This is a genomic window from Terribacillus aidingensis (assembly GCF_900215625.1).
Lineage (GTDB): Bacteria > Bacillota > Bacilli > Bacillales > Amphibacillaceae > Terribacillus > Terribacillus aidingensis.
Genome location: NZ_OBEK01000001.1, coordinates 828,093 through 853,652 on the forward strand (window position 1 = coordinate 828,093; position 25,560 = coordinate 853,652).

Annotated in this window: 26 protein-coding genes; 21 read left to right on the forward strand and 5 right to left on the reverse strand. The window is 44.0% G+C overall.

What is annotated here, in order from left to right:
- Positions 1 to 17 precede the first annotated feature (17 nt).
- Both CRO17_RS03910 and CRO17_RS03915 read left to right on the forward strand, forming a co-directional pair.
- Positions 18 to 350, forward strand: coding sequence for a PTS lactose/cellobiose transporter subunit IIA (locus CRO17_RS03910; RefSeq protein ID WP_097039438.1), 333 nt, complete (start codon positions 18 to 20; stop codon positions 348 to 350).
- 67 nt (positions 351 to 417) lie between these two features.
- Positions 418 to 2,325, forward strand: a complete 1,908-nt coding sequence (locus CRO17_RS03915) for a BglG family transcription antiterminator (RefSeq protein ID WP_097039440.1) — start codon at positions 418 to 420, stop codon at positions 2,323 to 2,325.
- Positions 2,326 to 2,354: 29 nt separating this feature from the next.
- On the opposite strand, the gene CRO17_RS03920 is transcribed toward CRO17_RS03915, so the two are convergent.
- The gene (locus tag CRO17_RS03920; RefSeq protein WP_077307419.1) at positions 2,355 to 2,621 is read right to left on the reverse strand and encodes a hypothetical protein; all 267 of its coding nucleotides are present in this window, start codon (positions 2,619 to 2,621) and stop codon (positions 2,355 to 2,357) included.
- 143 nt (positions 2,622 to 2,764) lie between these two features.
- On the opposite strand from CRO17_RS03920, the gene CRO17_RS03925 reads away from it, so the two are divergent.
- The gene (locus CRO17_RS03925; RefSeq protein ID WP_097039442.1) at positions 2,765 to 3,121 is read left to right on the forward strand and encodes a nuclear transport factor 2 family protein; all 357 of its coding nucleotides are present in this window, start codon (positions 2,765 to 2,767) and stop codon (positions 3,119 to 3,121) included.
- A 37-nt stretch (positions 3,122 to 3,158) separates the two neighbouring features.
- Here the strand turns inward: CRO17_RS03925 and CRO17_RS03930 are convergent, their stop codons facing one another.
- Positions 3,159 to 3,647 carry a phenolic acid decarboxylase gene (locus CRO17_RS03930; protein ID WP_097039444.1) on the reverse strand — a complete coding sequence of 163 codons (489 nt, stop codon included), beginning with the start codon at positions 3,645 to 3,647 and terminating at the stop codon, positions 3,159 to 3,161.
- Between the two features lie 12 nt (positions 3,648 to 3,659).
- Complete coding sequence (locus CRO17_RS03935) at positions 3,660 to 4,112, reverse strand: DUF3237 domain-containing protein (RefSeq protein ID WP_097039445.1); 453 nt, start codon at positions 4,110 to 4,112, stop codon at positions 3,660 to 3,662.
- 104 nt (positions 4,113 to 4,216) lie between these two features.
- On the opposite strand from CRO17_RS03935, the gene CRO17_RS03940 reads away from it, so the two are divergent.
- Positions 4,217 to 4,762, forward strand: coding sequence for a PadR family transcriptional regulator (locus CRO17_RS03940; protein ID WP_097039448.1), 546 nt, complete (start codon positions 4,217 to 4,219; stop codon positions 4,760 to 4,762).
- Positions 4,763 to 5,042: 280 nt separating this feature from the next.
- On the opposite strand, the gene CRO17_RS03945 is transcribed toward CRO17_RS03940, so the two are convergent.
- Positions 5,043 to 6,488, reverse strand: a complete 1,446-nt coding sequence (locus tag CRO17_RS03945) for a glycoside hydrolase family 30 protein (RefSeq protein ID WP_097039450.1) — start codon at positions 6,486 to 6,488, stop codon at positions 5,043 to 5,045.
- Positions 6,489 to 7,052: 564 nt separating this feature from the next.
- On the opposite strand from CRO17_RS03945, the gene CRO17_RS03950 reads away from it, so the two are divergent.
- The 7 genes from CRO17_RS03950 to CRO17_RS03980 all read left to right on the forward strand — a co-directional run bounded on the left by CRO17_RS03950 (position 7,053) and on the right by CRO17_RS03980 (position 15,004).
- A complete protein-coding gene (locus tag CRO17_RS03950) occupies positions 7,053 to 7,499 on the forward strand; it encodes a MarR family winged helix-turn-helix transcriptional regulator (RefSeq protein WP_097039452.1) in 447 nt (148 codons plus the stop codon).
- Positions 7,496 to 10,144, forward strand: coding sequence for an MMPL family transporter (locus CRO17_RS03955; protein ID WP_097039454.1), 2,649 nt, complete (start codon positions 7,496 to 7,498; stop codon positions 10,142 to 10,144). The genes CRO17_RS03950 and CRO17_RS03955 overlap by 4 nt, the downstream gene beginning before the upstream one ends.
- A 243-nt stretch (positions 10,145 to 10,387) precedes the next feature.
- The gene (locus tag CRO17_RS03960; RefSeq protein WP_097039456.1) at positions 10,388 to 10,798 is read left to right on the forward strand and encodes a hypothetical protein; all 411 of its coding nucleotides are present in this window, start codon (positions 10,388 to 10,390) and stop codon (positions 10,796 to 10,798) included.
- 93 nt (positions 10,799 to 10,891) lie between these two features.
- Positions 10,892 to 11,089: a hypothetical protein gene (locus CRO17_RS03965; RefSeq protein ID WP_097039458.1), complete on the forward strand. Its 198-nt coding sequence runs from the start codon at positions 10,892 to 10,894 to the stop codon at positions 11,087 to 11,089.
- 2 nt (positions 11,090 to 11,091) lie between these two features.
- On the forward strand, positions 11,092 to 11,898 hold the full coding sequence (locus tag CRO17_RS03970) for an alpha/beta fold hydrolase (RefSeq protein WP_097039460.1): 807 nt from the start codon (positions 11,092 to 11,094) through the stop codon (positions 11,896 to 11,898).
- A 63-nt stretch (positions 11,899 to 11,961) separates the two neighbouring features.
- The gene (locus CRO17_RS03975; protein WP_097039462.1) at positions 11,962 to 12,870 is read left to right on the forward strand and encodes a hypothetical protein; all 909 of its coding nucleotides are present in this window, start codon (positions 11,962 to 11,964) and stop codon (positions 12,868 to 12,870) included.
- 181 nt (positions 12,871 to 13,051) lie between these two features.
- Positions 13,052 to 15,004 (forward strand): SGNH/GDSL hydrolase family protein, encoded by a 1,953-nt coding sequence (locus CRO17_RS03980; protein WP_097039465.1) that lies wholly within the window; start codon positions 13,052 to 13,054, stop codon positions 15,002 to 15,004.
- A 246-nt stretch (positions 15,005 to 15,250) separates the two neighbouring features.
- Here CRO17_RS03980 and CRO17_RS03985 read toward each other — a convergent pair whose 3' ends face one another.
- Positions 15,251 to 15,985, reverse strand: coding sequence for an alpha/beta fold hydrolase (locus CRO17_RS03985; protein WP_179636819.1), 735 nt, complete (start codon positions 15,983 to 15,985; stop codon positions 15,251 to 15,253).
- A gap of 89 nt (positions 15,986 to 16,074) precedes the next feature.
- Here CRO17_RS03985 and CRO17_RS03990 point away from each other — a divergent pair, with 89 nt between their 5' ends.
- The 10 genes from CRO17_RS03990 to CRO17_RS04035 all read left to right on the forward strand — a co-directional run bounded on the left by CRO17_RS03990 (position 16,075) and on the right by CRO17_RS04035 (position 25,548).
- Positions 16,075 to 16,779, forward strand: a complete 705-nt coding sequence (locus CRO17_RS03990; protein ID WP_097039467.1) for an HAD family hydrolase — start codon at positions 16,075 to 16,077, stop codon at positions 16,777 to 16,779.
- A 9-nt stretch (positions 16,780 to 16,788) separates the two neighbouring features.
- Entirely contained in the window at positions 16,789 to 17,541 is a 753-nt protein-coding gene (locus tag CRO17_RS03995; RefSeq protein ID WP_179636821.1) for a Cof-type HAD-IIB family hydrolase, read from the forward strand.
- A gap of 39 nt (positions 17,542 to 17,580) precedes the next feature.
- Positions 17,581 to 19,191, forward strand: a complete 1,611-nt coding sequence (locus CRO17_RS04000) for a gamma-glutamyltransferase family protein (protein WP_097039470.1) — start codon at positions 17,581 to 17,583, stop codon at positions 19,189 to 19,191.
- Positions 19,192 to 19,205: 14 nt separating this feature from the next.
- Positions 19,206 to 19,757 carry a chromate transporter gene (locus tag CRO17_RS04005; protein WP_097039473.1) on the forward strand — a complete coding sequence of 184 codons (552 nt, stop codon included), beginning with the start codon at positions 19,206 to 19,208 and terminating at the stop codon, positions 19,755 to 19,757.
- Positions 19,754 to 20,284: a chromate transporter gene (locus CRO17_RS04010; RefSeq protein ID WP_097039475.1), complete on the forward strand. Its 531-nt coding sequence runs from the start codon at positions 19,754 to 19,756 to the stop codon at positions 20,282 to 20,284. The genes CRO17_RS04005 and CRO17_RS04010 overlap by 4 nt, the downstream gene beginning before the upstream one ends.
- A gap of 161 nt (positions 20,285 to 20,445) precedes the next feature.
- Entirely contained in the window at positions 20,446 to 21,174 is a 729-nt protein-coding gene (locus CRO17_RS04015; RefSeq protein WP_097039477.1) for a ThuA domain-containing protein, read from the forward strand.
- 66 nt (positions 21,175 to 21,240) lie between these two features.
- Positions 21,241 to 22,257, forward strand: a complete 1,017-nt coding sequence (locus tag CRO17_RS04020) for a zinc-binding alcohol dehydrogenase family protein (protein ID WP_097039479.1) — start codon at positions 21,241 to 21,243, stop codon at positions 22,255 to 22,257.
- A gap of 93 nt (positions 22,258 to 22,350) precedes the next feature.
- On the forward strand, positions 22,351 to 23,316 hold the full coding sequence (gene pfkA, locus CRO17_RS04025) for a 6-phosphofructokinase (RefSeq protein WP_097039481.1): 966 nt from the start codon (positions 22,351 to 22,353) through the stop codon (positions 23,314 to 23,316).
- 357 nt (positions 23,317 to 23,673) lie between these two features.
- A complete protein-coding gene (locus CRO17_RS04030; RefSeq protein ID WP_097039482.1) occupies positions 23,674 to 24,849 on the forward strand; it encodes a collagen-like protein in 1,176 nt (391 codons plus the stop codon).
- 390 nt (positions 24,850 to 25,239) lie between these two features.
- Positions 25,240 to 25,548: a metal-sensing transcriptional repressor gene (locus CRO17_RS04035; RefSeq protein WP_179636830.1), complete on the forward strand. Its 309-nt coding sequence runs from the start codon at positions 25,240 to 25,242 to the stop codon at positions 25,546 to 25,548.
- Positions 25,549 to 25,560 lie beyond the last annotated feature (12 nt).

Here is a 25,560-nt window from a genome sequence, read left to right on the forward strand (position 1 = left end):
AGCCAAAGGAGGCAGCGATGAATATAGAAGAGAAAGCATTTCAGTTAATTTTACATGGCGGTGATGGCCGCAGTTATGCAATGGAAGCAATGACGCTGGCAAGACAGCAGAAGTTTGAAGAAGCGAAGCAAAAAATCCAGCTAAGCAAAGAAGCAATCAACGAGGCGCATCATATTCAAACAGAGCTTATTACAGCAGAAGCAGGAGGTCAGCAATCGGAGGTAAGTCTACTGATGGTGCATGCGCAGGATCATCTGATGAATGCCATGACGGTCAGAGAGATGGCAGAAGAAATCATTTATTTGCATGAAGTATTAGCAAAACAAACGTCGACGCGAGGTTCGGTCTAAAGGCAGTTGTAAGGGCGGTCAACAGATCGCCTTTTTTGCATAGCATGTGGATAGGAGGTGTGGCTTTATGCTGCAGCCAAGGCTCTTAGATGTATTAACTTTCCTGGCTTCTGAATCAAGCATAAAAACAGCGGAAGAACTGGCAAAAAAACTAGCAGTCTCGGAACGGACAATTCGCTCCGATATAAAGGTGCTGCAGCAGGAACTTGCCGAGGAACTTGCTGTCATAGCTTCGATTAGAGGACAAGGTTATCGGCTGATTGTTGCGAATGAAAAGTTATTTCAACAGTATTTGCAGATAGAAATTCAGGAAAGGCAGAAGCGTCTGTATACAAGAGTGGAAACACCAGCTGAAAGAGTAAATCATCTGCTGCAGCTCCTCCTCTTGTCTGACAGCTATCAGAAGATGGAAGACTTGGCACAAGCAGTTTTTGTCAGTTTTCCGACGGTGCAAAATGATCTCAAACAAGTGAGAGAGCTGCTGCAGAAGGCGGGGCTGGATTTAGAGAAAAGGCCAAAATACGGTATTCGAATTAAAGGAACAGAGACGGAGAAGCGGTATTTTTTATCCGCATTCTTCTCAAATCAGTCTGGCTGGCAGAAGGGTTACAATTTGCCCGATGCGATTATATCAGAAAGTGACATTCAAGCTGTCCATCACATCGTGCACCGTTTTGTGACCGATAAGCAACTAGCGTTGTCTGATGTGGCGGTACAAAATTTGGTGACCCATATTGCGATTGCCTGCAGGAGAATACGAGATAAACAATATGTAGAACTGGCCCCCGATGAGATGGGGGATATGATCCAGCAGCCAGCGTTTCGGGAAGCGGCCCAACTCACTGCTGCGCTGGAAGCGGAGCTGCATCTGTTTTTTCCGCAAGTAGAAGTGGCGTATATGACGATTCACTTAATGGGTACAAAATACGGCGCACAAGGGAAAATGCAAACGTACATGGGTATGTCGGATTTAGCAGCAGCAATTGTAGCCAGGATACATGAGAAAACGAAGCTGGACCTTCGTCATGATCTGGAATTGCTTCATGGTTTGGCGATCCATCTCAAGCCAGCTATTCATCGGCATATGTATGACATGAATGTTCGGAATCCTTTATTGGAAGACATTAAGCAGCATTATCCACTTGCATTTGAAGCGGCGGTCATCGGTGCATGTGCAGTTGAGGAGGAAATGGAGATTCAGCTGGCGGTGGAGGAAATTGGCTATCTGGCGCTGCACATTGGTGCTGCTTTGGAGAGAGTGCAGCAAAAAGAGCGGAAGACAAAATGTTTACTTGTTTGTGCATCGGGGCATGGCAGTGCGCAGTTGCTGCGTTATAAATTGCAATCTCTTTTTCCGGATAAATTAGACATCGTTGATACGATTGAATACTACCGTTTAATCTCGAATAAGAGCTGGGATGCAGATGTGGTGATCAGCACTGTACCGGTTGAGGCGGATGTCTCGCCACTGCCAGTCATCCAAGTGCCTGTCATCTTGGATACGCAAGCAATTACGAAGCTGGAAGCTTTTTTAAAATCCGGACAGGATATACGTTATATTCAGCCGGCTTATGTATGTCTTCAGCAGGAATATACGTGTAAGGAAGAAGTGCTTGCGCATATGGCGGAGATGCTGCGTTTGGATGGGAAGGTAGGAGAAGACTTTCTTCAAGCGGTGTACGATAGAGAGAAAATGGCGCCGACTAGTTTTGGTAATTTGGTAGCTGTCCCCCATCCGATAGAAGCGCAGGTGGAGGAAACATTGTGGGTTGTTTGCACCTTAAAAGAGCCAATCGACTGGTCGGGAAAGCCGGTGCGATTTGTCTGTTTGTTATGCATTCAAAAAGATTGCGAAGAAGATTTTACAAGTATGTATCAGCAGCTCGTCCGAATCATCGAGCATCCTGATCATGTACAGCGTTTGCTGGAGGCAAGCTCATATGAAGCATTTCATCACACCCTTGTTTCCATCTAAAAAGACAGCTGCCAGATCGGACAGCTGTCTTAGTTAGGAGAAGGCTCTACTTGCCCTTTTTGGCGTGCAAGCTTCATGTTTGCCCGTTTCGCCATTTTATAAGCGTCATAAATATTGTAAATCCAAAAAATGAAAAAGGTAAACAACCCGACAACAAACCACATCAAGAACAAATTCAGCAGATTGACTAAGACAAAGATTGTTCCTTTCAAATGCTGCTGATTATAAAACTGGCCCAGGCCAGTAAATAGAAAGCTCAGCACAGCCGCTATAAGCGGCGTTCTTTTGAATTCCATTTGGTCACCTCATCTTTTTAATACTGTACCAGTTTTTGCAATTGTATACAAATGAGATTCCTGTGTCTTTTCCGGATTATTTTGAAACCCTTTTCATAGATTAGTCGTAAGCGTATTATTGCAGGAAAGGAAGGGGTAAAAACATGGATGAACAGCTGCAAGTAAGAGAAACGATTCTTAAATTGGAAAGATTGCTGCTGGCGGATGAAACAAGATTATCTACTGACGCGTTTAGCAATCTATTAACAGATGATTTCTTGGAGCACGGCTCTTCCGGCCGCAGTGTCACAAAAGATGACCTCGTAGCAGACGGATTGGATTCTGTTCAGCTGGATATTAAAGATTTTAACGTGCGCGTTTTGTCTGAGGATACCGTGCTAGCAACCTTCCGGACGTACGACACAGCTTCTGGTAAGGAACAGCTGCGCAGCTCCATTTGGCGTTATCAGCCAGGAGGCTGGCGTATGCTTTTCCATCAAGGAACACCAGCGGAAACATAAAAGGCGGCTGCGTTTTAGCAGACCGCCTTTTTTAACGTTATTGTAATTTTCCGGCTCTAATGTCATTTGTCATGCCGGGATAAGGTGCTTCAGCAACGATTTTATCGTTGTTCACACCAGCTTGATGATGGTACGTGATATCTGCGAATTCCGGTACTACATGTTTCGGATACGTTTCATATTTCTCGCGGGATTCGTGCATCAGGTCAATGTGATCATTTTGATAGCAAACCGTGATTTCCGGATGTTCATGGACCCATTTAGGGAAGAAGATGATACCATGCATTCTTTTATCGTTAGGCATGAAATTTAATGATACATCTGTGCCAGTAGGTTCCGTCCAAGAAACTTTATAGACACCTTCTGTTAGTTTAACCAGATCAACTTTCTGATCCTTCACCCAGCGTCCGCCGACCATGCCGCTATGAATACGATAATCGATTGTATCTTCATTTTTGATATACATTTCATATTCCCAGCCATTCTCATACGTATAAATCATATGACTCCCAATAAATTCTTGCATGTTTATTCCTCCTCAATTTACTTGATAAATTTCCAGCAATACTTGATTTTCCAGTCGGGTTGCTGCTCCGATAAAGATTTTGTCCATCAGCCAGCTGTACGTTTCACTGCTCGTTTCAAAGACAGGGACCGTCCGGAAATACACATGCTCCGGCGGGATGATTTCTCCTTGGGAAGCACGCTTGCGATAGGCAGCGTCGACTTGGCGTATGCCGTTATTTTCTAAATAAATAATGTCACCATCTTCTGTTTCAATCAGATAGCGAGCAGACAAATCTGTCCGTCCGTTCGGTCGAATGATTTGTGAGTCGGCACCGCCAGGTAAAATACGTCCTTCAATTCTTCCTGTAGCAGTCCCGGATTCAATGGGAATTAACCGACGCAGCCCAAGCCCGGTTTGCCCAGCACTGACTGGTTTTGCTACATCAATTGCGAGTGTCGCAATCTTCTCTAAATCAGGATTCATCGTGTACATCCCCTTAATGGTGTAATTTAAAACATGTAACTAATTACATGTTAAGCGTAACGCTGTGTTATACTACTGTCAAATCATCAAGAAGGAGACCATGTATGCGTGTATTAAAATTTGCGATTCTAGGATTGCTGGAACAAGACAAAATGACTGGCTACGATATCGCAGCAGCTTTTAAAGGAGCACTCGGACAATTTTGGAGCGCCAAACACAGCCAGATTTATCCGGAGTTAAAGAAACTAGTGGTGGAAGAATTAATTGCATTTGAAACAGTGATTCAAGGGGAGAAGCTAGAGAAGAAACTATACAGTTTAACAGCCAAAGGTACAGCGGAGTTAATGGATTGGATCCAGCGGGTAGAAGCAGTCAACGTCTCCAATAAAGATGAATTTATGCTAAAGACTTACTTTATCGCAGCAATGGACAAGCAGGAAGCACAGCAGCTATTTTCGAACCAATTAAACAGCCGGCAGCGCAAGTTAGAAAAGCTTGAGCAAATTCTAACAGAACTAGAAGCAGAACAAAAAGCTCCCATCCATTTTTCTTCTCCCGAGTTTGGTCATTATTTAGTACTGACCAGAGCAATCGAACGAGAGAAGGGTTATATACAGTGGCTGGAGCGGAGTTTAGCGTTAATGGAATAAAAAAAGAGGCTGAGACAATATCGTTTTAGCTGTATAGAAATTCAAATAATATTGTCAGTAATCGCAGTGGGATCTCATCGCTTAAGTATTCTCACTGACCGTACAGCAGGGGAAGGCGCCGCTTTCTGCCTGTTCTAAGAGCTGGTTTCACATAACTAAGATAAGCGCCGGAAATACACGGAGACTCCCGCAGGAAAGCGGAGTGTATTTCCGAAGCGGTGCTCTCTCCCCGCAGCTTCCGTAAAAATCCACACATATACGCCTTTAGCAGTAACTATTTCTAGTTTTTCCCAGACTCTTTCCAAGTAAAAGTAACTGCTGATAGAGGGGGGAGTGTGTATGTCAAATAATGCTCCTCTTCGGCTAGTTGGAATTTCTCCTTTTTGCTGCTGGTGTTCGCTGCTAGGAATATGATTTCTTCTGTTTCTTTATCGTAGAAAGCAACTGTATGTATATTTGGCAGCTGGGTGCTGCTAATGCGTATTGCGCCAGGCTGAACAAACTTACTGAGATGGCCGAGTGCGTAATATTCTACATTTTTCGTAATAGCTCCTGTTTGACTGTTTACGGTTATAACGCCGCGGCAATTAGAACAGCCGCCGTTGGTAGGGCCGTTTTTTTCATCCAGTGCTAAATTCCACATTAGCACCGTTTTCGACCAATTCCTCGTCGCTCCAATGATGACCTTGTCCATAAGCCAGCTTAAGTTATTGCCAAAATCCTTACTCCATGCGCCGCCGCTGCATTCGGTAAAGTAGATCCCTTTTTTCGGGTGGAGCTGATGCACGTCGCTTCCGGTTTCAGGATCTCCCGCATAGCAGTGAAAGGCAGTTCCTGCTGTGTAGGCAGAAGCGGCGTCTAGCACCGTCTCTGCATAGGATTCGCCTTTGTCCCAATTATGGTCATAAGCCAGGACCGATGTGTCTAATCCAGCTTCCTGCAAGGCCGGTCCAAGATAGTTCTGGATAAAGTGACGCTGCTCGGCTGCGCTCATTGTCATACTTGGGTAAGCGTCTGTAGAAAATAAAGGCTCATTCTGGACAGATAAATAGTCGATTGGCAGACCTTTCTGCTGATAGGATTTCAAATACCGAACGAAATACTCAGCATAGATTTTATAGGTGTTTTGTTTCGTATAATCCAGGTAGAAGCCGTTCCATGTCTGCTCGCCGTATTTCAGCCATGGCGGTGCTGTCCACGGTGTGCCCATAATTTGCAGGCTGGGATTATGCTGTTTTGCTTTATGCAGCATATTGATGACAGTTTGATCACGCACGGTTGAGAAATAACGAAGCGGATCTTCTGGCGAACCTGGCTGATCTGCATATGTATAGGTTGCTGAATTGCCATCCGCATCTACGCTGTAATCTGACGCACCAATAGTATGACGAAGAAATGATAAATGAATGCCTTTTTCTGTAAATAAATCAGCGAAGAGTGTATCGCGTGCTTGACCAGAAAGCTTGTTTGAAAGCAGGTAAGCGCTCGATCCGGACATGGCGGCACCAAAGCCTTCCATCTGCTGATACGTTTTCTGCTTATCAATTGTTATTGTTTGGATGTGCTGCTTTTTATCTTGTAAGAGCCTGTCCGACTGTTTTTCAAGAAGATACCGTTCATCCCCTGTTGTCAGCCAGCTGTGCGCTACGGGAGGCGTATCTTCTAGACGGTGCAGCAGCAGGAGTAGACAGAGTGCAAGCAGGATAAATAATAGAAGTTTATTCATCAGTATCTCCTTTACAAAAACATCCTGCAGGTAATCTGCAGGATGTTTTCAGTGTGTTATGGCAGGGTGATTGTATCTTCGAGACGGGTGTCTTGCTAATAGTATTTCCTTATTCCTGGCTTGGATACCATGCTTGGACAATTGCTTTTACATTTTTCTCCCCATCACTCGTTTCAGCCGCAAAGCCGCTTTTTGTTTGGATTTACTTTTGCCACTTCTTTAATCAGCTGCTGCTGATTGTTGGGCAGTTTCATATCATAACGATTATATACCCTCCACTTATTATCCGTACGTGTTACGATGACATAACTTTATTGGCTTTTTTCGCCGCTTCTACTGCTCTTTCATTTGGACAGTTACAGCACCATCGTAGGTCCCCAGCCACTTCCTGTTTGCTGTATCAAGTGTTCAATAAGGGACTGTGAGATAATCAAATATCGAACCAGCAAATCGGCTTAGATTTGCTTTCTTATTTCATAAACGGGGATATAAAATTTTTAGGTGAAAGTATTGACCGCTTGTAGTTTAGGGTATAAACTATATTGGTATAGGGGGTAAACGATTTTGAACAGATTAAAAGACGCAATTGATTTGTTCCATGAAGTATCCTTCATGGCCACAGAGATTTTTCATAAAGGCACCTCACATGATATCTTCCAGCATATTTCACCACAGCAGGTAGAGCTGCTTAAATTCTTAAGTTTATCCAGTCCTGCTTCTCCTGGTCATCTGGCAATTGTGCAGCAAGTACATAAAAGTGCAATTTCCAATCGTTTGAAAAAGCTGTATGAGAAAGGGTTTGTAAAATGGATTGACTCAGAGAGAGATAAACGCACAAAGCTTGTTGCAATCACTGCAGAAGGGGAGCGTATGCTGCAGCAGGCAGAAGAAGCGATCTATGATGAATTTTGCACGCTCTTCAAGAATATTTGCAGCGAAGATGTAGAAGCGTTTATCCGTATATTTACTTATGTAAAAGAACAGTTGAAAAAAGGAGAGAAGGAAACTTGAGAACAATTATTCGTTTTAAGTGGCTTATTGCAGCTGCAGTCCTCCTGCTTGCAGTAGGATTAACCATCTTTTCGCCGAATTTGACGCAGCTTGCCTCTGAAAAAGGGCAAACGCAGCTGCCAGAGGATGCTGTCTCGATCCGGGCAAGCGAGATTCTCGAAAACGCCGGAGAAAACAGCAACTCGTTAAGTGCTGTATTTGTACTTGATGAAGCATTAAATGAAGACAGTGAGAAAATGATTCAGGGAGTTATTGATAAGGTTGAAAAGATTGACGGTGTAAACGAGATTACAACACCGCTGACTGATAATCAAGACATTCAGGATCAAATGACATCTGAAGACAAAAAAACTGTTATGATGCCGATAACGGTAGAAGGTTCAGATAAAGAAATAGAAAAAATTGCAGATGAAATTTATGAAACTGTTCCAGAAGACACGACAGCATATGTAACGGGTGCGTCGTTAATCAACCAAGACTTTGCTAATACTTCTGAAGAAGGATTGAAGAAAACAGAGCTGATTACAGTATTTATTATTGTAGGGCTTCTGTTACTCGTATTCCGTTCTATTGTAACGCCGTTTGTGCCGTTAATTACGGTTGGCATCACATATTTGATTAGTCAAGGCATTCTGGCCATCTTAGTGGATACACTGGACTTCCCGATTTCCACCTTTACGCAGACGTTCTTAGTGGCGATATTGTTCGGTATTGGTACCGATTATTGTATCCTGCTGCTGAGTCGTTTCCGGGAAGAGCTGGCGAACGGACATGATAAGGTCGAGGCAACTGTTACAGCTTACCGGACAGCAGGACGTACACTGCTTATCAGTGCAATCGCGGTGTTTGTAGGTTTTGCATCCATCTTCTTCGCGAAATTTGCGATTTTCCAATCTGCTGTAGGTGTGGCAGTCGGGGTTGCTGTACTGTTGATTGTACTTGTAACAGTGCTGCCGTTATTCATGGTAACGCTGGGAGAAAAATTATTCTGGCCTTCGAAAAAAGCAGCTTCTCATGGAGATAACAAACTTTGGCATTTCCTTGGGCGTCACTCGGTTGCCAGGCCAGTATTGTTCCTGGCAATTACAGCCGCGATTACGGTTCCGTTCGTATTGACTTATGACGAACAAGTTTCCTTTAACTCAACAGAGGAAATCAGCAGTGATTACAAGTCAATTAAAGGACTAAATGCAATTGGTGATGCCATCGGCAAAGGCGAAGCAATGCCGATTCAAATTGTGATTAAAGATGATGAAAATCTCACAACTGGCAATACATTGCCTTATCTTGATCCGTTAAGTGATGCAATCAGCAAAGTTGATCATGTTGAAAAAGTTCGAACTGCCACACAGCCGACAGGCGATAAAATTGATGATTTGTATGTGGATGCTCAGAACGGCCAAATTGCTGATGGTATCAACGAAGCTGTTACCGGAATTGGCGATGTGCAAGATGGTTTGTCACAGGTTCAAGACGGATTGAACCAAATAACTGGGCAAACAGGTACTGGCGGATCTTCAGGCGGCGGGCTGTCTCAGGCAACAGAAGGTCTGGGCCAAGTCAATACAGCATTACAGCAAGTTTCCGCGCAGCTGCAGCAAACAGGCAATGTGCAGCAGGCATCTGCGCTGCTGACTGGTATCAGCCAGCAGCTAGGAGAGATTCAATCCGGTCTTGAACAGGCGAATACGCAGCTGCAAGGCCAGCAAGAGCAAGTTGGCACACTGACAGATACCCTGCAGCAGCTAGCGGATGGTGTCGGTTCTGCAAATGAAGGTTTAACGCAAGTTTCTGACGGACTAACAACAGCAGCGGATACGCTGCAAGCGATTAGTGAAAGTGAGTCAGTGCGTGATACAGGCATGTATATTCCGGAAGATGCGCTAGAAGGAGACTTCCAGCAAAGCATTGATACGTATGCATTCAATGATGGAGAAGGCGTCACGATTGATGTTGTCTTGGACGCTGATCCGTACTCGGAGGAAGCAATCCGTACATTGGATACGATTAAAGAACGTGTTCGTGCAGAAGTGGAAGGTACACCTTATGAAAATGCGGAAATTGTCTATGGCGGCGTTACAAGTACGAACGCTGATTTAGAGGAACTGTCTACTACAGATCTTTCTCGGACCATGGTAATCATGATGGTTGGCTTGTTCTTAATCTTGACTTTGCTATTCCGTTCTATGGTCATTCCAGCGTATATGATTGGATCATTGCTGCTTACTTACTATACTGCAATATCCATTACCGAATTAATCTTTGTGAACGGCTTGGATTACGCAGGTGTAAGCTGGGCGGTACCATTCTTTAGCTTTGTTATTCTTATTTCTCTCGGGGTGGACTACTCGATCTTCTTGCTCGATCGTTTCACGGAAGAAGCGCGCGATGACTTGAACGGCGGTATGATACATTCGATGAAGAAGATGGGATCGGTTATCATTACCGCATCCATCATTTTGGCAGGTACATTTGCTGCGATGATGCCATCTGGTGTATTAACACTGCTGGAGGTTGCTACTGTTATTATTATCGGGCTGCTTCTGTACGGACTGGTTATTCTGCCCTTGCTTATCCCAGCTATCGCCGTCACACTTGGTGAGCTGAACTGGTGGCCGTTTAAACGGAAGCGAAATGATGAATAAAAAGAGGCTAAGAGCATAGTAATTTAGTGAGTTAAAGATCCAGGCAATATTGCGATTTAAAGCAGTATTGCCTGGATCTTTTTGCATTAACTAAGATTAGAGCACCGCTTCGGAAATTTGCGCTGAGTGAAACTTACACTAGCATGGAATGCCGTGCCAGCATTCTGTTGTTTGTCCTATTTTAGTTTATGGACAAGTTTCCGTGTCTGCTTGCATATAGTAGCAGGGAATGGAGGTATGCGGATGAAACGAAGCTTTGGATTGCGTCTCGTCATGGCTGGGACGATGGTGATGGCTGGGCTGCTCTTTTTCTTCGCCGATCGCTCTACTCATCCTGTTCCGTATAATGACGTGCATGAAGAGATGATTCGCCATGCACTCGAAGAAGTGAATAATACAGCGGTTGAAGAACTTGCTGTTTATGATACGTATGAAGTATTAGGTGCTGGTTTTGAGCCAGAGGGCATTATCAGCCTGCGTATCCAAATAGAAGCAGAAACAATTGATCATACAATGCTTCCTGTTTGGGAAGAAGTAAAAGGAGAGGCAGCGGATGTGCTGGAAGCGCATGATTTAGAAGATGATATCAATCGGGAGATTGAGCTGGAGATTGCATTTCTCAATTCTGAAGGCGTGTTAATGCATACACATTGAGCATGCCGAAAGAGAAGCATGCCTTTTTCTTTTGCTTAAAAAGGGCGTCTAGCGGGTATATAACTACTAGACTACAGGAAAGGGTGAGGCTTAATGAAGCTGGCAGGCTACTTCGGATTCTTTATCCTGGCGCTTGTTTTCTTACTGTTCTATGCCTTCACCGCCTATACAGTGTTTCTTGTACTCACTGTACTATCCGGTGTTATAGGGGCATTCTTCTTATTCCGTGAGTTAAGAGCAAGAGAAAAGAAGGAGCCAAGGGAAAGAGACTACAATAGCGAGGAGAGCTAATCATGGGTCATAACATTAAAACTAGAACAGGACACACTATATTCGCAGAAGATATTGGAACAGGTATACCAGTTGTATTTGTGCATGGCTGGCCGGTAAGTCATAAAATGTTTGAATATCAAATGAATGAGCTGCCAAAGCAAGGATATCGCTTTATCGGAATTGACTTGCTTGGTTTTGGGAAATCAGATAAACCTTGGAATATGTACACATATGATGCACAAGCGGAGGCTGTTCATGAGGTAGTAGAACACCTCGGGTTGAACCATTTTGTCTTAGTCGGCTTTTCCATGGGCGGACCAATCGCTATCCGCTATACGAATAAATATGGTGCTGCTAAAGTAGATAAGCTGCTTCTATTGTCCGCTGCGGCTCCTGTTTTTACACAGCGTGATGCTTATCCGTTTGGTATGAAGAAGGAAGAAGCAGACGATATGATTGCACAAATTCAAACCGATCGCCCAAATACACTTCAGAATTTCCGAGAGATGTTTTTTGCTCAAGAGCATTCTGAACCGTTTATGGAATGGTTTTTCCATCTTGGGCTTGAAGCAAGCGGACATGGTACGATTCAAGCAATGGAAGCACTGCGTGATGAAGATTTACGCGATGAACTCGTGCATATTAGTGCACCGACTTATATTTTCCACGGAAAGAAAGATGAGATTTGCCCGTTCGATTTTGCCAATGAGATGACAGGCGGAATTGTCAATTCTACTGTAATCCCATTTGAACATAGCGGTCATGGACTGCTGTTCGATGAAAAAGAAAAATTCCATACAGAACTAATGCGCGTATTGCAAGGGTAATGGAGGATAATAGAGCTGACAGTGTTGTCGGCTCTATTTATGGTAGGCAGGAGGAGAAAGCAGTTGGATCAGTTCATGACTATTATCAGTATTATTGTTGCGATTGCACTGGTGGGAATTGCAATATTTTATAATACGGGAGCACGGAAGCGCCCGATGCAGAATGCTGATCGGCATAAAGAACAGCTGAAGCTTGAGTGGGATACTTTGAAAGTAAGGCCTACTTCTTTAGTGGATGAAGAACATTATAAGCGACTTGAAGATGCTTTGGACCGTTCTTACCTGGAAAAGATCAACAATGCATTCCGTCAGGAGAATTATGATTGGAGTCAAAATAAAATTAACACTCAATTTCGCGGCTTGTTCCGCTTCTTTTTACTTGCATCAATCTTCCGCAGTAAGGAGTTGTTTGATAAGGATGTTCATCGGTTATGGGAAGTAATGCGTCAGTTTGAAGAGGAATATAAAGATTTCTGCCGGCGTTTCTTTGATGGAGAAATAACTGAAGATGCTTCTGAACGCGGAGAACGCCATGCAGAAGAACGAGAGCGCTTTGAAATTAAGTATTTGATGCTCTTCCAATTAGGCGAGCGCACACCTCAGATATGGGGAGAGTTCTTCCAGTACGGAGATGGGAAGGATTTTGTTGAGTTTATCAGCACACATGATCTTGATTGTGTGAAACAAGAATATATGGCAGAGAATATCACTCCAGATGCAGAAAGAACGTTTGAGAACTTGTATCACCATATCAGCTGGGGGATGGAGGCAGCAGCTGATGAACTTCGTGCGCATAAAAAAGACACGGAGGGAGAGGGAGAAGATATGGATGAAGACATTAATATTCTCTATTTTCTCTATATCCGCGGCGAAGCTACTGACGAGGAGTTAAAAGAACTGTCAAGATTCACCGGCAAAGGCAGCGGTTATTATGCGACAAATGAATCCTTCGGAAAGCTGCAGAAAAAATAGAGAGAAAAGAATTGTAAAAAACGAACACATGCAAATTCTTACGATTGAATTTGCATGTGTTCGTTTTTTTAATTATACACTGATTATTAAACAGAAAAGTCTGATTATCTTCTATATGTCAGGTGAGATAGAAGTTAAGATGAGTATGTAAGCGCTATCAAAAAGGAGAGGAGAATAATTAATGAGAAAAAGTCAGAGAAATGCAGCACGGACGCTCTTAATTGTACTTTTAATTATTTTTACTTCGTTTGGTACCGTCCCTTTACAAACGAAGGCTGCAGAAGATTCACCTGTATTGAAATTTGACTTTGGTACCAATGCAAGTCCTGTACAAGATGGGTATACGGCTGTCACTCCTGAAACAGCATATTCAGAGACAGCTGGCTATGGTTTTGAAGATATATCAAAAGTAAGCGGAATAGACAGAAAAACATCAGATCCTTTGAAATCAGATTTTGTTTCCGCCAGTGATACTTCCTTTAACGTAGATTTAGTGTATGGAGATTATGCTGTTACAATTTTGTCTGGTGACGAGGAAGCAGAAACGAACATCGGTATCCAAGTAGAGGATATTCAAAAGGTGCAAAGTACGCATCTAGCAAGTGGTGAATATAAGGAGCATGAATTCGAAATTTCACTTATAGATGGACAGCTAAACTTTAAATTTACAGAAGCAAATTCCAAGATAAATGCGATAATTATTAAGAAGATTCCAGAAAGAACGGAAGGAGCTAATCCGACTGTCTATATGGCAGGGGACTCCACAGTTCAAACGTATGATGATTACTGGAGACCAGAAGCTGGTTGGGGTCAGATGATTCCGCAATTTTTTACCTCCGATATCGAATTTGAAAACCACGCCATTGGGGGAAGAAGTTCTAAGACTTTTATCAAGGAAGGACGCTTGGATAACATTTTAAGGGTAATAAAACCGAAGGACTACTTTTTGATTCAATTTGGACATAATGATGCAACAATCAGTGTTCCCGAACGTTATGCTTCTGTACCGGATTATAAAAATTATTTGAAGTCTTATGTGTTAGGAGCCCGTCAGAGGGGTGCTATTCCGATCTTAGTCACGCCAATGGGCAGACGGGATTTTAACGAAGAGACGGGCGAGTTCCGTGTCAGCTTCTCAGAATATGTGCAGGGAATGAAAGAAGTGGCTGACGAATTAGATGTGAAAGTTGTTGACTTAAGTGCACGCAGTGTTGCTTATTATAACAGCATTGGCCCAGAAGGAACGCTTTCTGTGTTCTTGTATACAGATCCTGGTGTTTATCCTGCATTTCCAAATGGGTCAAAAGATAACACACATTTTCAGGAATACGGTGCTATTCAGCTAGCGCGTTTGGTAGCAGATGAAATAAGAAGCCTGGAAATTCCATTATCGGACCATGTAAAAAAGCTAGAGCCTCCGAAAAAAGTTCCCTCTAAACCTTCAAAATTAACGATTAGTAAAATTAGTAATGCAGGTGCCATGATCTCCTGGAAAACAGTCAAGAAGGCAGATATATATCGGATATACAGCAAGCCTTCAACCAGCAATGCATATAAATTAGTCGGTACTTCAACAGTTCCTCAGCTTTTCTTGACAGGCTTGGATGAAGAGACGAGCTACGATGTTTACGTGACAGCAGTAAATGGAAAGGGAGAATCTGCACTATCAAAGGTAAAGCAATTTACAACAAGCAAGGCGATGAAGAAATTTGATTTTGGTTTAACTGGAAGCCCAGTAAAAGAAGGGTTCGAGGAGGTTAATTTGACTACTTTGTATACTGCCGAACGCGGATACGGAATTGTTAATGCTGAGAACATGATTGGACGTGACCGCAATGCAGGGGACGATGTAATACGTGATTGGTTAGGTTATTTTACAAAAGGTTGGGAATTCAACGTCGATGTGCCTGATGGTATCTATGCGGTAAAGGTATATGTTGGAGACATGACCGGTTCGGCCAGAACCAATTTAGTTATTGAGGGGCAAGACTATGGTCAGATATCTGCCCCTAAAAACAATTACACGACAAGGGTTGTACCGGAGGTTCTTGTTGAGGATGGACAGATAAACTTTGGTTTTGGAGGTTCGACAGGTATCGTAAATGGAGTTGAGATTACGGCTGTGGGTAACTAACATGCGCTATATTGTGGAAACCATGCTGTAAGCTAGTAATTGTAAACTAAAGGATATAACTACGCTTGTTCCGGTAAGCGTGGTTATTTCTCTTGGTAGCAAGGATCTCTGGAACAGCTTTATTGTGTTGTGGAGCTGTTCGCCAATGTCACGAGCATTGGTCTTTTTTTATTTCATATATTATATATCTCATTTATATAACCTAAGATGCAATAAGTCGAAATGGCGCGTTTTTGAGTATCGGTATTAGGAAAGATAGGCGATTAGTTTTTGTCGGAGCAGGCTGTTGAATAATAGGGGATGAGTCAAAGGGAGTCCGTGTCCTGTATCTGCAACAAGCATGCTGATGCAATTCGGATTAGTTAAGGTAAGCAGTTGAGCAGATTTTTTCATGATTTGATTTTCTTTAGCACCAACTGTAACAAGTATGTTTGCAGATATCGAGTGAAAACTATCTGGAATACGAAACTGCATATTTTCTGTAAGTGTTTGGACAAGTTCTCTGGGGGTAATACGTTGGCTGTACTGGTAATAAGTGTCGAAGTCTTCAGCAGGAATACAAAGAACGCGAGCTTGTAATGCTGCAAAGCTCCTGTTCTTAATCAAAGGGTGTGTTAAACGGACAACAGCTTCAATCATGAATAGCGGTATATTGGACGCGACTGTAAGCGGACTGTTCAACATGGTGAAAGAAAACAAGTCTGGTCTTTTACTAATCATCTGCAGCGCAATTTGTGCTCCGATAGAGAAACCAATCAGCGCAAGCTTCCCAGCGCCCTTGTTGCTCTCTGCCCACGTTAATAAATCAGTCGCTATCTGTTCAATAGAAGCACCCTCTTTACGAAAATCTAATTCTGCTACAGCACATCTGTAATCTGAGAAACATTCAATTTGCTGCGTCCACATCCAGCCGCCTACTCCCCCGCCATGCAGAAATAGCAGTGTACTTTCCTGCTGTGGATGATAAATAGTTATTTTCATCTCGTCACCACCTTGCTGTAAGTATACCAAATTACTGACAATCCTTTCTGAAAAGCGTATGATGGAGAAAAAGGAAATGGAGCAACAGGATGAAAGCAATTCTTTTTGATTTGGATGGAACCATTCATGATCGGCAGACGACATTACAGCGGTTTTTAGAGGATCAATACAACAAGTTTCAAGCGGACATGACTGGAGTTGATTTGTCTGCATTTAAGGAGGCATTTCTTGCTCTGGATCAGCATGGGTATGTGGAAAAGCCTATTGTTTATAAGGAGCTTCTAACACAATTCTCTTTAGATGTGAATTTAGAGCCAGCGCTGACAGCGGATTATTTCGAGCGTGTGGCGCAGTTTGCAGTTGCTTATCCGGATGCATTGGAAACGCTGCAGGAATTGAGTATGTCTTATACGTTGGGCATTGTTACGAATGGACCAGCTTTGCTGCAGCAGCAGGTAATTGAGCAGCTTGGATTGTATTGGCATTGTCAAAGCCTCCTTATTTCAGAAGCAGTTGGACTGCGAAAACCAGATCCGGCTATTTTTGAAATGGCATTAGCAGAGGTGGAAGCTAGTGCATCGGAAACCTTTTTCGTCGGAGATCATATTGAAAATGACGTCATTGGGAGCCGAAACGCTGGTCTGCAGCCAGTCTTGTTTGGCGGTAAACTAGAAGGGGTACCAAGCTTCAGTAATTGGCGCGTGTTACCGGCGCTCGCTGCGAACTGGAAACCAATTGAGAAACAAAGTGAAGACAGCACTAGCCTGTTAGATAAAGACGAGGCAAATACATAAGGAGCGGATATGATGTCAGAGAATCAGAACCAATATAAAATGATTGCACTCGATATGGACGGCACCATGCTTACCCCGCAGGATAAAGTATCGGAAGCAACTAAACAAGCGATTCAGCGAGCACAGGAAGAAGGTATACATGTCGTACTTAGCACAGGCCGCGGTATCCGAACGTGTAAGCCATATGCGGACGACCTTGGTTTACAGTCATATCTTGTAACAGTGAACGGCAGTGAAATTTGGACCGCAGGCGGGGAATTGCTGGAGCGTGTTTTGATTGAGGATGACTTAATCAAAAAGATGAAACGGCTGGCAGACAAATATGAGACACATTATTGGGCAGTGAGTACAGAGCATGTATTCCGAGGGAATTTTCCGGCTGATATGGAGGAATACGATTGGCTCAAATTTGGTTTTGACACACCAGATGATCACAAGCGCGATGCTATCATTAAGGCGCTTTCCGATAAAGATGAGTTAGAGCTTTCGAACTCTAGTCCAACAAATATTGAAGTCAATGCTGTCGGTATCAACAAAGCAGAAGCAGTACAAAAGCTATGTGACCGAATTGGTATTCCCATGGACCAAGTCATTGCCATGGGTGATAGTCTAAATGATATTAAGATGATCCAAGCCGTTGGCTGCGGTGTAGCGATGGGTAATGCACAGGATGCAGTGAAAGAAGTAGCAAACTATCAGACAGATACAAACGAAGCAGATGGGGTAGCAAAAGCAATCCACCATTTGCTAGGATGGTCATAAGCCCGGTTTTCCGGGCTTCCTACATAAGGGGGAAACAGAATGAAGACAGATCATTTGTATTACCCGTATCACTCACAGCGTACGACAACAATTGCCCGGCAAGGGATGGTTGCCACCTCGCAGCCGCTTGCTGCGCAGGCGGGGCTGGATATGCTGAAAAAAGGCGGCAATGCTGTTGATGCAGCGATTGCAGCGGCTGCTATGCTAACCGTTGTTGAGCCAACTTCCAATGGAATTGGCGGCGATGCATTCGCGCTTGTTTGGATAAAGGATAAGCTGTATGGATTAAATGCCAGCGGACCTGCACCCGCATCTATTAGCATTGAAAAAGTAAAGCAGCAGGGACATGAAGAAATGCCGCTGCACGGCTTTATCCCAGTCACTGTTCCAGGAGCACCAGGCGGCTGGGCTGCTCTTAGCAAGCGTTTCGGCAAACTTTCCTTAGTGGACGTATTGCAGCCGGCTATCTACTATGCAGAAAATGGGTTTGCGGTAACACCAACAGTTGCCAAGCTATGGGAGCGTGCCTGCAAGAAGTTCAGGGCCGCTTGTACCGATACCATGTATAATGCTTGGTTTGACACGTTCGCTCCTAATGGCGATTATCCAGGAATCGGCGATGTATGGAAGTCACCTGACCATGCAGAAACATTGCGCCAAATTGCTCGCACAGATGCGAAAGAATTTTACAGCGGTGAACTAGCTGCTAAATTGGCGGAATTTTCTGCGGATAATGGCGGATTCCTAACAGCAGATGATTTGGCTGCTTATGAACCAGAATGGGTAGAACCGATTTCGGTGAATTATCGAGGGTATGATGTATGGGAGATCCCGCCGAACGGACAAGGCCTTGTTGCGCTGTCCGCGCTGAATATCTTAAAAGGTTTTACCTTCCACGAAAAAGAATCAATTGATACATATCATAAACAAATGGAAGCGATGAAGCTGGCATTTGCTGACGGTCATGCTTATTTAACAGAAGAAAAGCATATGCCGGTTACCGTGGAGGAGCTGCTGTCTGATACGTATGCTGCACAAAGACGAGCGCAAATCGGGGAGTTGGCAAGCGAGCCGGAAGCAGGAGAGCCGAAGCAAGGCGGAACGGTTTATTTGGCTGCCGCTGATCATGAAGGAAATATGGTTTCCTTTATTCAAAGTAATTACCATGGCTTTGGTTCGGGCCTTGTGGTGCCGGGAACAGGTATTGCGCTGCAAAATCGCGGACATAATTTCAGTCTGGATCCAGCTCATCCGAACAGTCTGCAAGGCGGTAAGAAGACGTTCCATACAATTATTCCCGGCTTTTTGACCAAAGACAAGCAAGCGATTGGTCCTTTCGGGGTAATGGGCGGCTTTATGCAGCCGCAAGGACATGCCCAGGTAGTGATGAATATGCTGGATTTTAATCTTAATCCGCAAACTGCTCTTGATGCACCGCGCTGGCAGTGGATCCAAGGCAAAACGTTTCATGTGGAAGCCGACTTTCCGAAACATATCGCCGAAGCGCTCCTGCGGAAAGGGCATCACATTGAGGTCAAAGCAGACCGTTCTGCATTCGGCCGCGGCCAAATCATTTGGCGCGATCCTGAAACCGGCACGTTATATGGAGGAACCGAAGCAAGAGCAGACGGCAGTATTGCTTCGTATTAGAAAGGTTGAAAAACATGATTTACTGGAACTTATTTTTAGCATTTTTCCGTGTCGGCATTTTTGGATACGGAGGGGGACCAGCGTCGATTCCCCTTGTAGAAAAGGAAGTCGTCAAACAGTATAAATGGATGGATGATGAAGAATTCGGCAATACGCTGGCACTCGGAAACAGCTTGCCAGGTCCGATTGCAACAAAGCTGGCCGGCTATATTGGCTACAAAGTCGGCGGCTGGTTTGGCATGATTTGTGCACTTGTCGCTACCGTTATTCCAACTGTTGTGCTGTTAATTATCCTATTTTCTTTTGTGGAGGCGTTGAGCGATCAGCCGTGGATCCGCGGGATGACAACTGCCGTTATTCCGGTTGTTGGTGTAATGCTCGCAGTCATGACAATTGATTTTCTTAAAAAATCACGCAATGGACTCAAAAGCTGGCAAATTGTCGCGTTATTGCTGGCATCTGTTGTGTTGATTGAACTGCTGCATATTCATCCAGCCTTGCTTATTCTTGCGCTTCTTCTGTTTGCATTGCTGAAACCGGAGAAACAGAAGGAGGAAGACGCATGATTTATTGGCAGGTTTTCCTGGCTTTCTTTATTCCGGGGATTATCGGATATGGCGGCGGTCCGGCTACGATTCCGCTCATCGAAAATGAAGTGGTAGACAGATACGGCTGGATGTCAACAGCAGATTACAGCCAGACGCTCGCCCTGGCAAATGCGCTTCCGGGACCAATAGCCACGAAGCTCGCTGGTGTAATTGGCTACCAGCAGGCAGGCGTTCTGGGTGCAGCGATTGGTTTGTTTGCTACTGTCGCTCCGTCGCTTATTTTAATGATTGGACTGCTAAGTTTGTTAGCGAAGTTCAAGGACTCTCCTCGGGTAAAAAGAATGACGGCTTATATTCGACCAACAATTGCAGTATTGCTCGCTGGTATGGCAATCAGCTTTTTCCACACGTCTTATGAAAGTGCGGGTTGGATACATACCATTATCCTTGCGGTGGCAAGCTACTTCCTTATGGAAAGATGGAAAGTGCATCCGGCTTTTGTGATTTTGGGGGCGCTCGTATATGGTGCCGTTTTAATTAGTTAGATCCTGCTGAAATCTTAGCAGGATTTTTTTCTCTAGGCAGGAGTTAGCGGGAAAAGGGCTAATGTAATTAGTAAAATGAGATTCACTGCATAATCTAGTAGAGAACAGGGTAGCTACTTAGCAAGGGGAATAGGATTAAAAAAAGGAAGAAGGAGCATCTTATGCGCGTTACCATATGGAACGAATTTCGTCATGAGAAGGAAAACGACACGGTAAGAAGCATCTACCCCCGAGGAATTCATGGAGCAATTGCTGAATTTTTAGAGCAAGCAGGATATGCTGTACAAACTCGTACACTTGATGATCCCGAGCAAGGATTGGATCAAGAAACGCTGCAGCAAACCGATGTGCTGATTTGGTGGGCGCACAAAGCCCATGCAGAAGTGAATGATCATGCGGTCGAGCGTGTGAAAAAGCGTGTTTTGGCAGGTATGGGATTAATCGTATTGCATTCTGCTCATTTCAGTAAGATATTCAGGAACTTGATGGGAACAACTTGTGATTTAAAATGGCGCGAGGACGGAGAGAAAGAACGAATTTGGGTGGTGCAGCCAAGTCATCCGATAACACGAGGTCTGGAAGAGTATTTTGAGCTTCCGCAAGAAGAGATGTACGGCGAGCATTTTGATATACCGGAACCAGATCACACTTTATTTATCAGCTGGTTTGAAGGCGGCGAAGTATTCCGCAGCGGCTGTACGTATAATCGAGGAAAAGGGAAGATATTCTACTTCCGGCCTGGGCATGAAACGTACCCGACTTACTATGATAAAAATGTGCAAACCGTTATCTGTAATGCAGTGGAATGGGCAGCGGCACCATCAGCTGTAGTCCCTAATTACGGAAATACAGAAGCTCTGGAGCCGATTTTGCGCTTAGCAAAGAAATGAGCGTACAAAGCCGTCTGATGAGATGACGGCTTTTACATAAACAGAGAGAAAAAAGGAGGAGAAAAGATGAAAGCTATTGGTATTTATAAGAACACATCTGTTGATGAGGAAAATTGCTTCATTGAAGAGCAGTTGGACAAGCCTGTTGCAAAAGGCGGAGACGTTTTAGTACAAGTAAAAGCTGTGAGTGTGAACCCAGTTGATACGAAGCAGCGAAAAATGAAAGAAGATGATGGCAACTTCCGCATTCTTGGCTTCGATGCTGCTGGTGTTATTGAAGAAGTAGGCGAGGATGTACAAGGATTCGAGCCTGGTGATGAGGTTTTTTATGCTGGATCTGTTGCGCGTCAAGGATCGAATAGCGAATACCAGCTCGTCGATCACCAAGTAATTGCGAAGAAACCATCCAATCTTAGCTTCTCAGATGCTGCTGCACTTCCGTTAACAGCACTTACAGCATGGGAAGCAATGTTTGAGAAAATGCATATTCCACTCGATATCGAAGCGAACAAAGGGAAAACAATTTTGCTGATTAATGCAGCTGGCGGCGTTGGCTCTATTGCATCACAGCTTGCGAAACTGCATGGATTGACTGTTATAGGCACTGCTTCAAGGGAAGAAACAGAAAAATGGGCCAATCAGCACGGAACAGAACGGACGATTAATCACCATAAACCGCTTCATCCGCAGCTGGAAGCACTAGATTTTGATAATGATACGGTTGATTATGTTTTTTGTATGCACCAGCTGGACAAGGCGTGGGATGATATTATCGAGGTCATTAGACCCGAAGGTATCATTGCGGCGATTACAGGACCGGTGGAAGGAATCAAGCTGACAGATTTAACTTCGAAGAGCTTGACGCTTGTTTGGGAGTACATGTTTACTCGTACACTGCATCAGACAGACAGCAAATATAAGCAAGGCGAGATATTAACCAAGGTGGCAGAGCTACTCGAGGAAGGGCGTCTGCGCACCACAAAGGCGGAAGAACTGAAAGGCCTTACAGCGAAAAACCTCCAAGAAGCACATAAGCGGCTGGAAGCTGGCAGCATGATCGGGAAACTGGTTATTTCTGTTTAAACAAAAGGCAGGCATATTGCCTGTCTTTTATACTTCTTTTTACTTGTATTGTTGTATAATAAGTGTAAGACATATAGTGGAGAGGTGAAGAAAATGATACATAAGATAGCTGTCATTACTAGCGGAGGAGATTCACCAGGAATGAACGCGGCCATACGCGCCATCGTGAAAAGTGCAAACTACCACAATATTGAAGTTTACGGTGTAGAAGGCGGGTACCAAGGGTTGATTGAGGATAAGTTATCCATCTTGCGCACACCGGATGTTGAGACAATTGCTAACAAAGGCGGCACGATTCTGAAGACATCCCGCTCTCTGGCTTTCATGGATGAACCCGGAAGAAAACAGGCAGTAGACGTGCTGCGAAATTACGGGATTGCAGATGTTATTGTTATCGGCGGTGAAGGATCACTTCAAGGTGCACAAAAACTGCACGAATTAGGTGTTAGAGTTGTTGGAATTCCAGGAACAATCGATAACGACTTGGATTACACCGATTACTCCATCGGCTTTGATACAACACTCAACACTGTATTAAGCTCGATTGGCAGAATCAAAGATACAGGCTTATCCCATAACAAAACGACTATTGTCGAAGTAATGGGAAGACATTGCGGCGATTTGGCGTTATTTACTGCAATCGCTGGTGAAGGGGATATCATTTCTACACCAGAATACAAATTAAGCCCAGAACAAATTTGTGAGAAGCTGCAGGATAAAATATCCAAGGGCCGGAATGATAATATCATTGTCGTGACGGAGCGGATGTACGATTTGGATGAACTGCAGCAGCATATCGAAGAACACATGAATATAGAAGTGCGAACAACCGTTTTAGGATTTATCCAGCGCGGCGGCGAACCATCTGCATTTGACCGAATCCTTGCCAATAAAATGGGCGTCAAAGCTGTGCAAATGTTGATGGAAGGTGAATCTGGCTACGCCATCGGTATTAAATCCAACCAGCTCATTCAAAAAGATTTGAAAACGATGCTGGACGAAAAAACCGACAAGCAGCCAAGTTATGATTTACTGGAATTGCTGTTGCATACAACGTAATCGCTTACAAACTAGAATGTTCGCTTTAGATGGCAGAGAAACCTTGTTTCTCTGCCATCTTTTTTATTTCGAAGAATACTCGAAGTGAAGTGATTTGAAACAATTTCATAAGCCAAAGCTACACTTCTGCTTATCCTAGTTCATAAAGTGCGATTAGGGTTAGTTTTTTTATGTTTAAAGAAAATCGACTGCAGCTTTATGTGTGAATTTTGATTTGGTTTAATCAAGGAGGTTAAAATTTTTATTAATTTATTGTCAGCATAGAGTAACAGTTGGATTACACTGGTCGCCCATTTATATAACACTAAAGTTTTTGCACCCATATAATATTTTATAACCAATGAAAAGGGGAAAAAAATGAAAGAGGAGCAATGTAATTGTCCAAGGTGCAGAAGGAGAAGAAGAGATAAAGTACAATTTGAATGTGAATGCGAATGCGGAAAGCATATTACATGTGAAATTAATAAAGAAGAACTAAGAGGACCAAGGGGATTTTTTGGACCACAAGGGGTTCAAGGGATACAAGGACCTACCGGAGCAACAGGGACAGCGGGCCCACCGGGAGCAACAGGATCAACAGGAGAAGCGGGGCCAGTAGGACCACCGGGAGCAACAGGACCAGCAGGAGCAGCGGGGCCAGCAGGACCAGCAGGACCAGCGGGAGCAACAGGACCAGCAGGACCAGCGGGGCCAGCAGGACCAGCAGGAGCAACGGGAGCAGCGGGGCCAGCAGGACCAGCAGGAGCAACAGGACCAGCGGGGCCAGAAGGACCAGCAGGACCAGCAGGAGCAACGGGAGCAGCGGGGCCAGCAGGACCAGCAGGACCAGCAGGAGCAACGGGAGCAGCGGGGCCAGCAGGACCAGCAGGACCAGCAGGAGCAACAGGAGCAGCGGGGCCAGCAGGACCAGCAGGACCAGCAGGACCAGCAGGACCAGCAGGAGCAACAGGAGCAGCGGGGCCAGCAGGACCAGCAGGACCAGCAGGAGCAACAGGACCAGCAGGAGCAGCGGGGCCAGCAGGACCAGCAGGACCAGCGGGGCCAGCAGGACCAGCAGGACCAGCAGGAGCAACAGGAGCAGCGGGGCCAGCAGGAGCAACAGGAGCAACAGGACCAATTGTTGGATTAACCCAATATGGTTATATTTACAACTTAAGTCCTCAAACGGTTGCTATAGAGGCTCCTGTTATTTTTGATTCAACTGGAGTTACAACGCCCGGAATTATTCATGCACCCGGCGCTGCTGAGATTGCGGTAACTGTTCCGGGAGATTACGAAGTTACTTTCTCAGTGTCAGGTGTAGAACCTAACCAATTTGCTCTTTTTCTAAATGGTGCGCCGGTTCCGGGGACAATTTATGGATCAGGTGCCGGAACTCAGCAAAACAATGGTCAGGCAATAATCGCCATGGCAGCCGGCGATACTCTTACCTTACACAATCATAGTTCTGCTTCTGCAGTAACCTTACAGACTTTAGCAGGAGGCACTCAAATTAATGTAAACTCTTCAATTGTTATAAAAAAATTGGATTAAATTCTAGAATTTAATTAAATTAATGACTGCTGTAATCTTATGAAATAATTAGTTAGACAACCAGCAATACCATATATTTTATCAAATGAATAACGTGTAACAATTTTGTTTTATTTGAAAGGAAGAGTTTTATTTCCGTCATATTTCAATTTGCATATGCCTTATATGTTGAATGTATGCAGTGGAATTCATCAACCAACCAACAAATACTCACCTAAGGCTGCCAGGCGGCAGTCTATTTTTTATGTATTGAATCGCTTATGCTGAGAAAGTTTTAAATAAATATTTTACATAGAATGTATAACTAGTATTGCAACAGTATATAAAAGCGTAATTTATTGACGGATATACCCCTATAGGGTATATTGAAATCATAAAGGAATTGGAGGAATGGCTGTGGATAAGTTTCTGCATGATCACCCTAGTACACCTAGAACAAAAGATGAAAAGCAAAACGTGATGAATCGTTTAAAACGAATAGAAGGACAAGTGCGCGGAATTCAGAAGATGGTGGAAGAAGACCGTTATTGTATGGATATTTTAGTGCAGATTAGTGCGATTCAGTCTGCATTGAAGAATGTAGGCTTCTCAATTACAGAGCGCCATATGAATCATTGTGTTAGTGACGCAATTACCAAAGGTGAAGGCAAAGAAGCGATTGAAGAATTGATGAGTGTGATGAAGCAATTTTCCAAGTAAGGAGGGAGTATC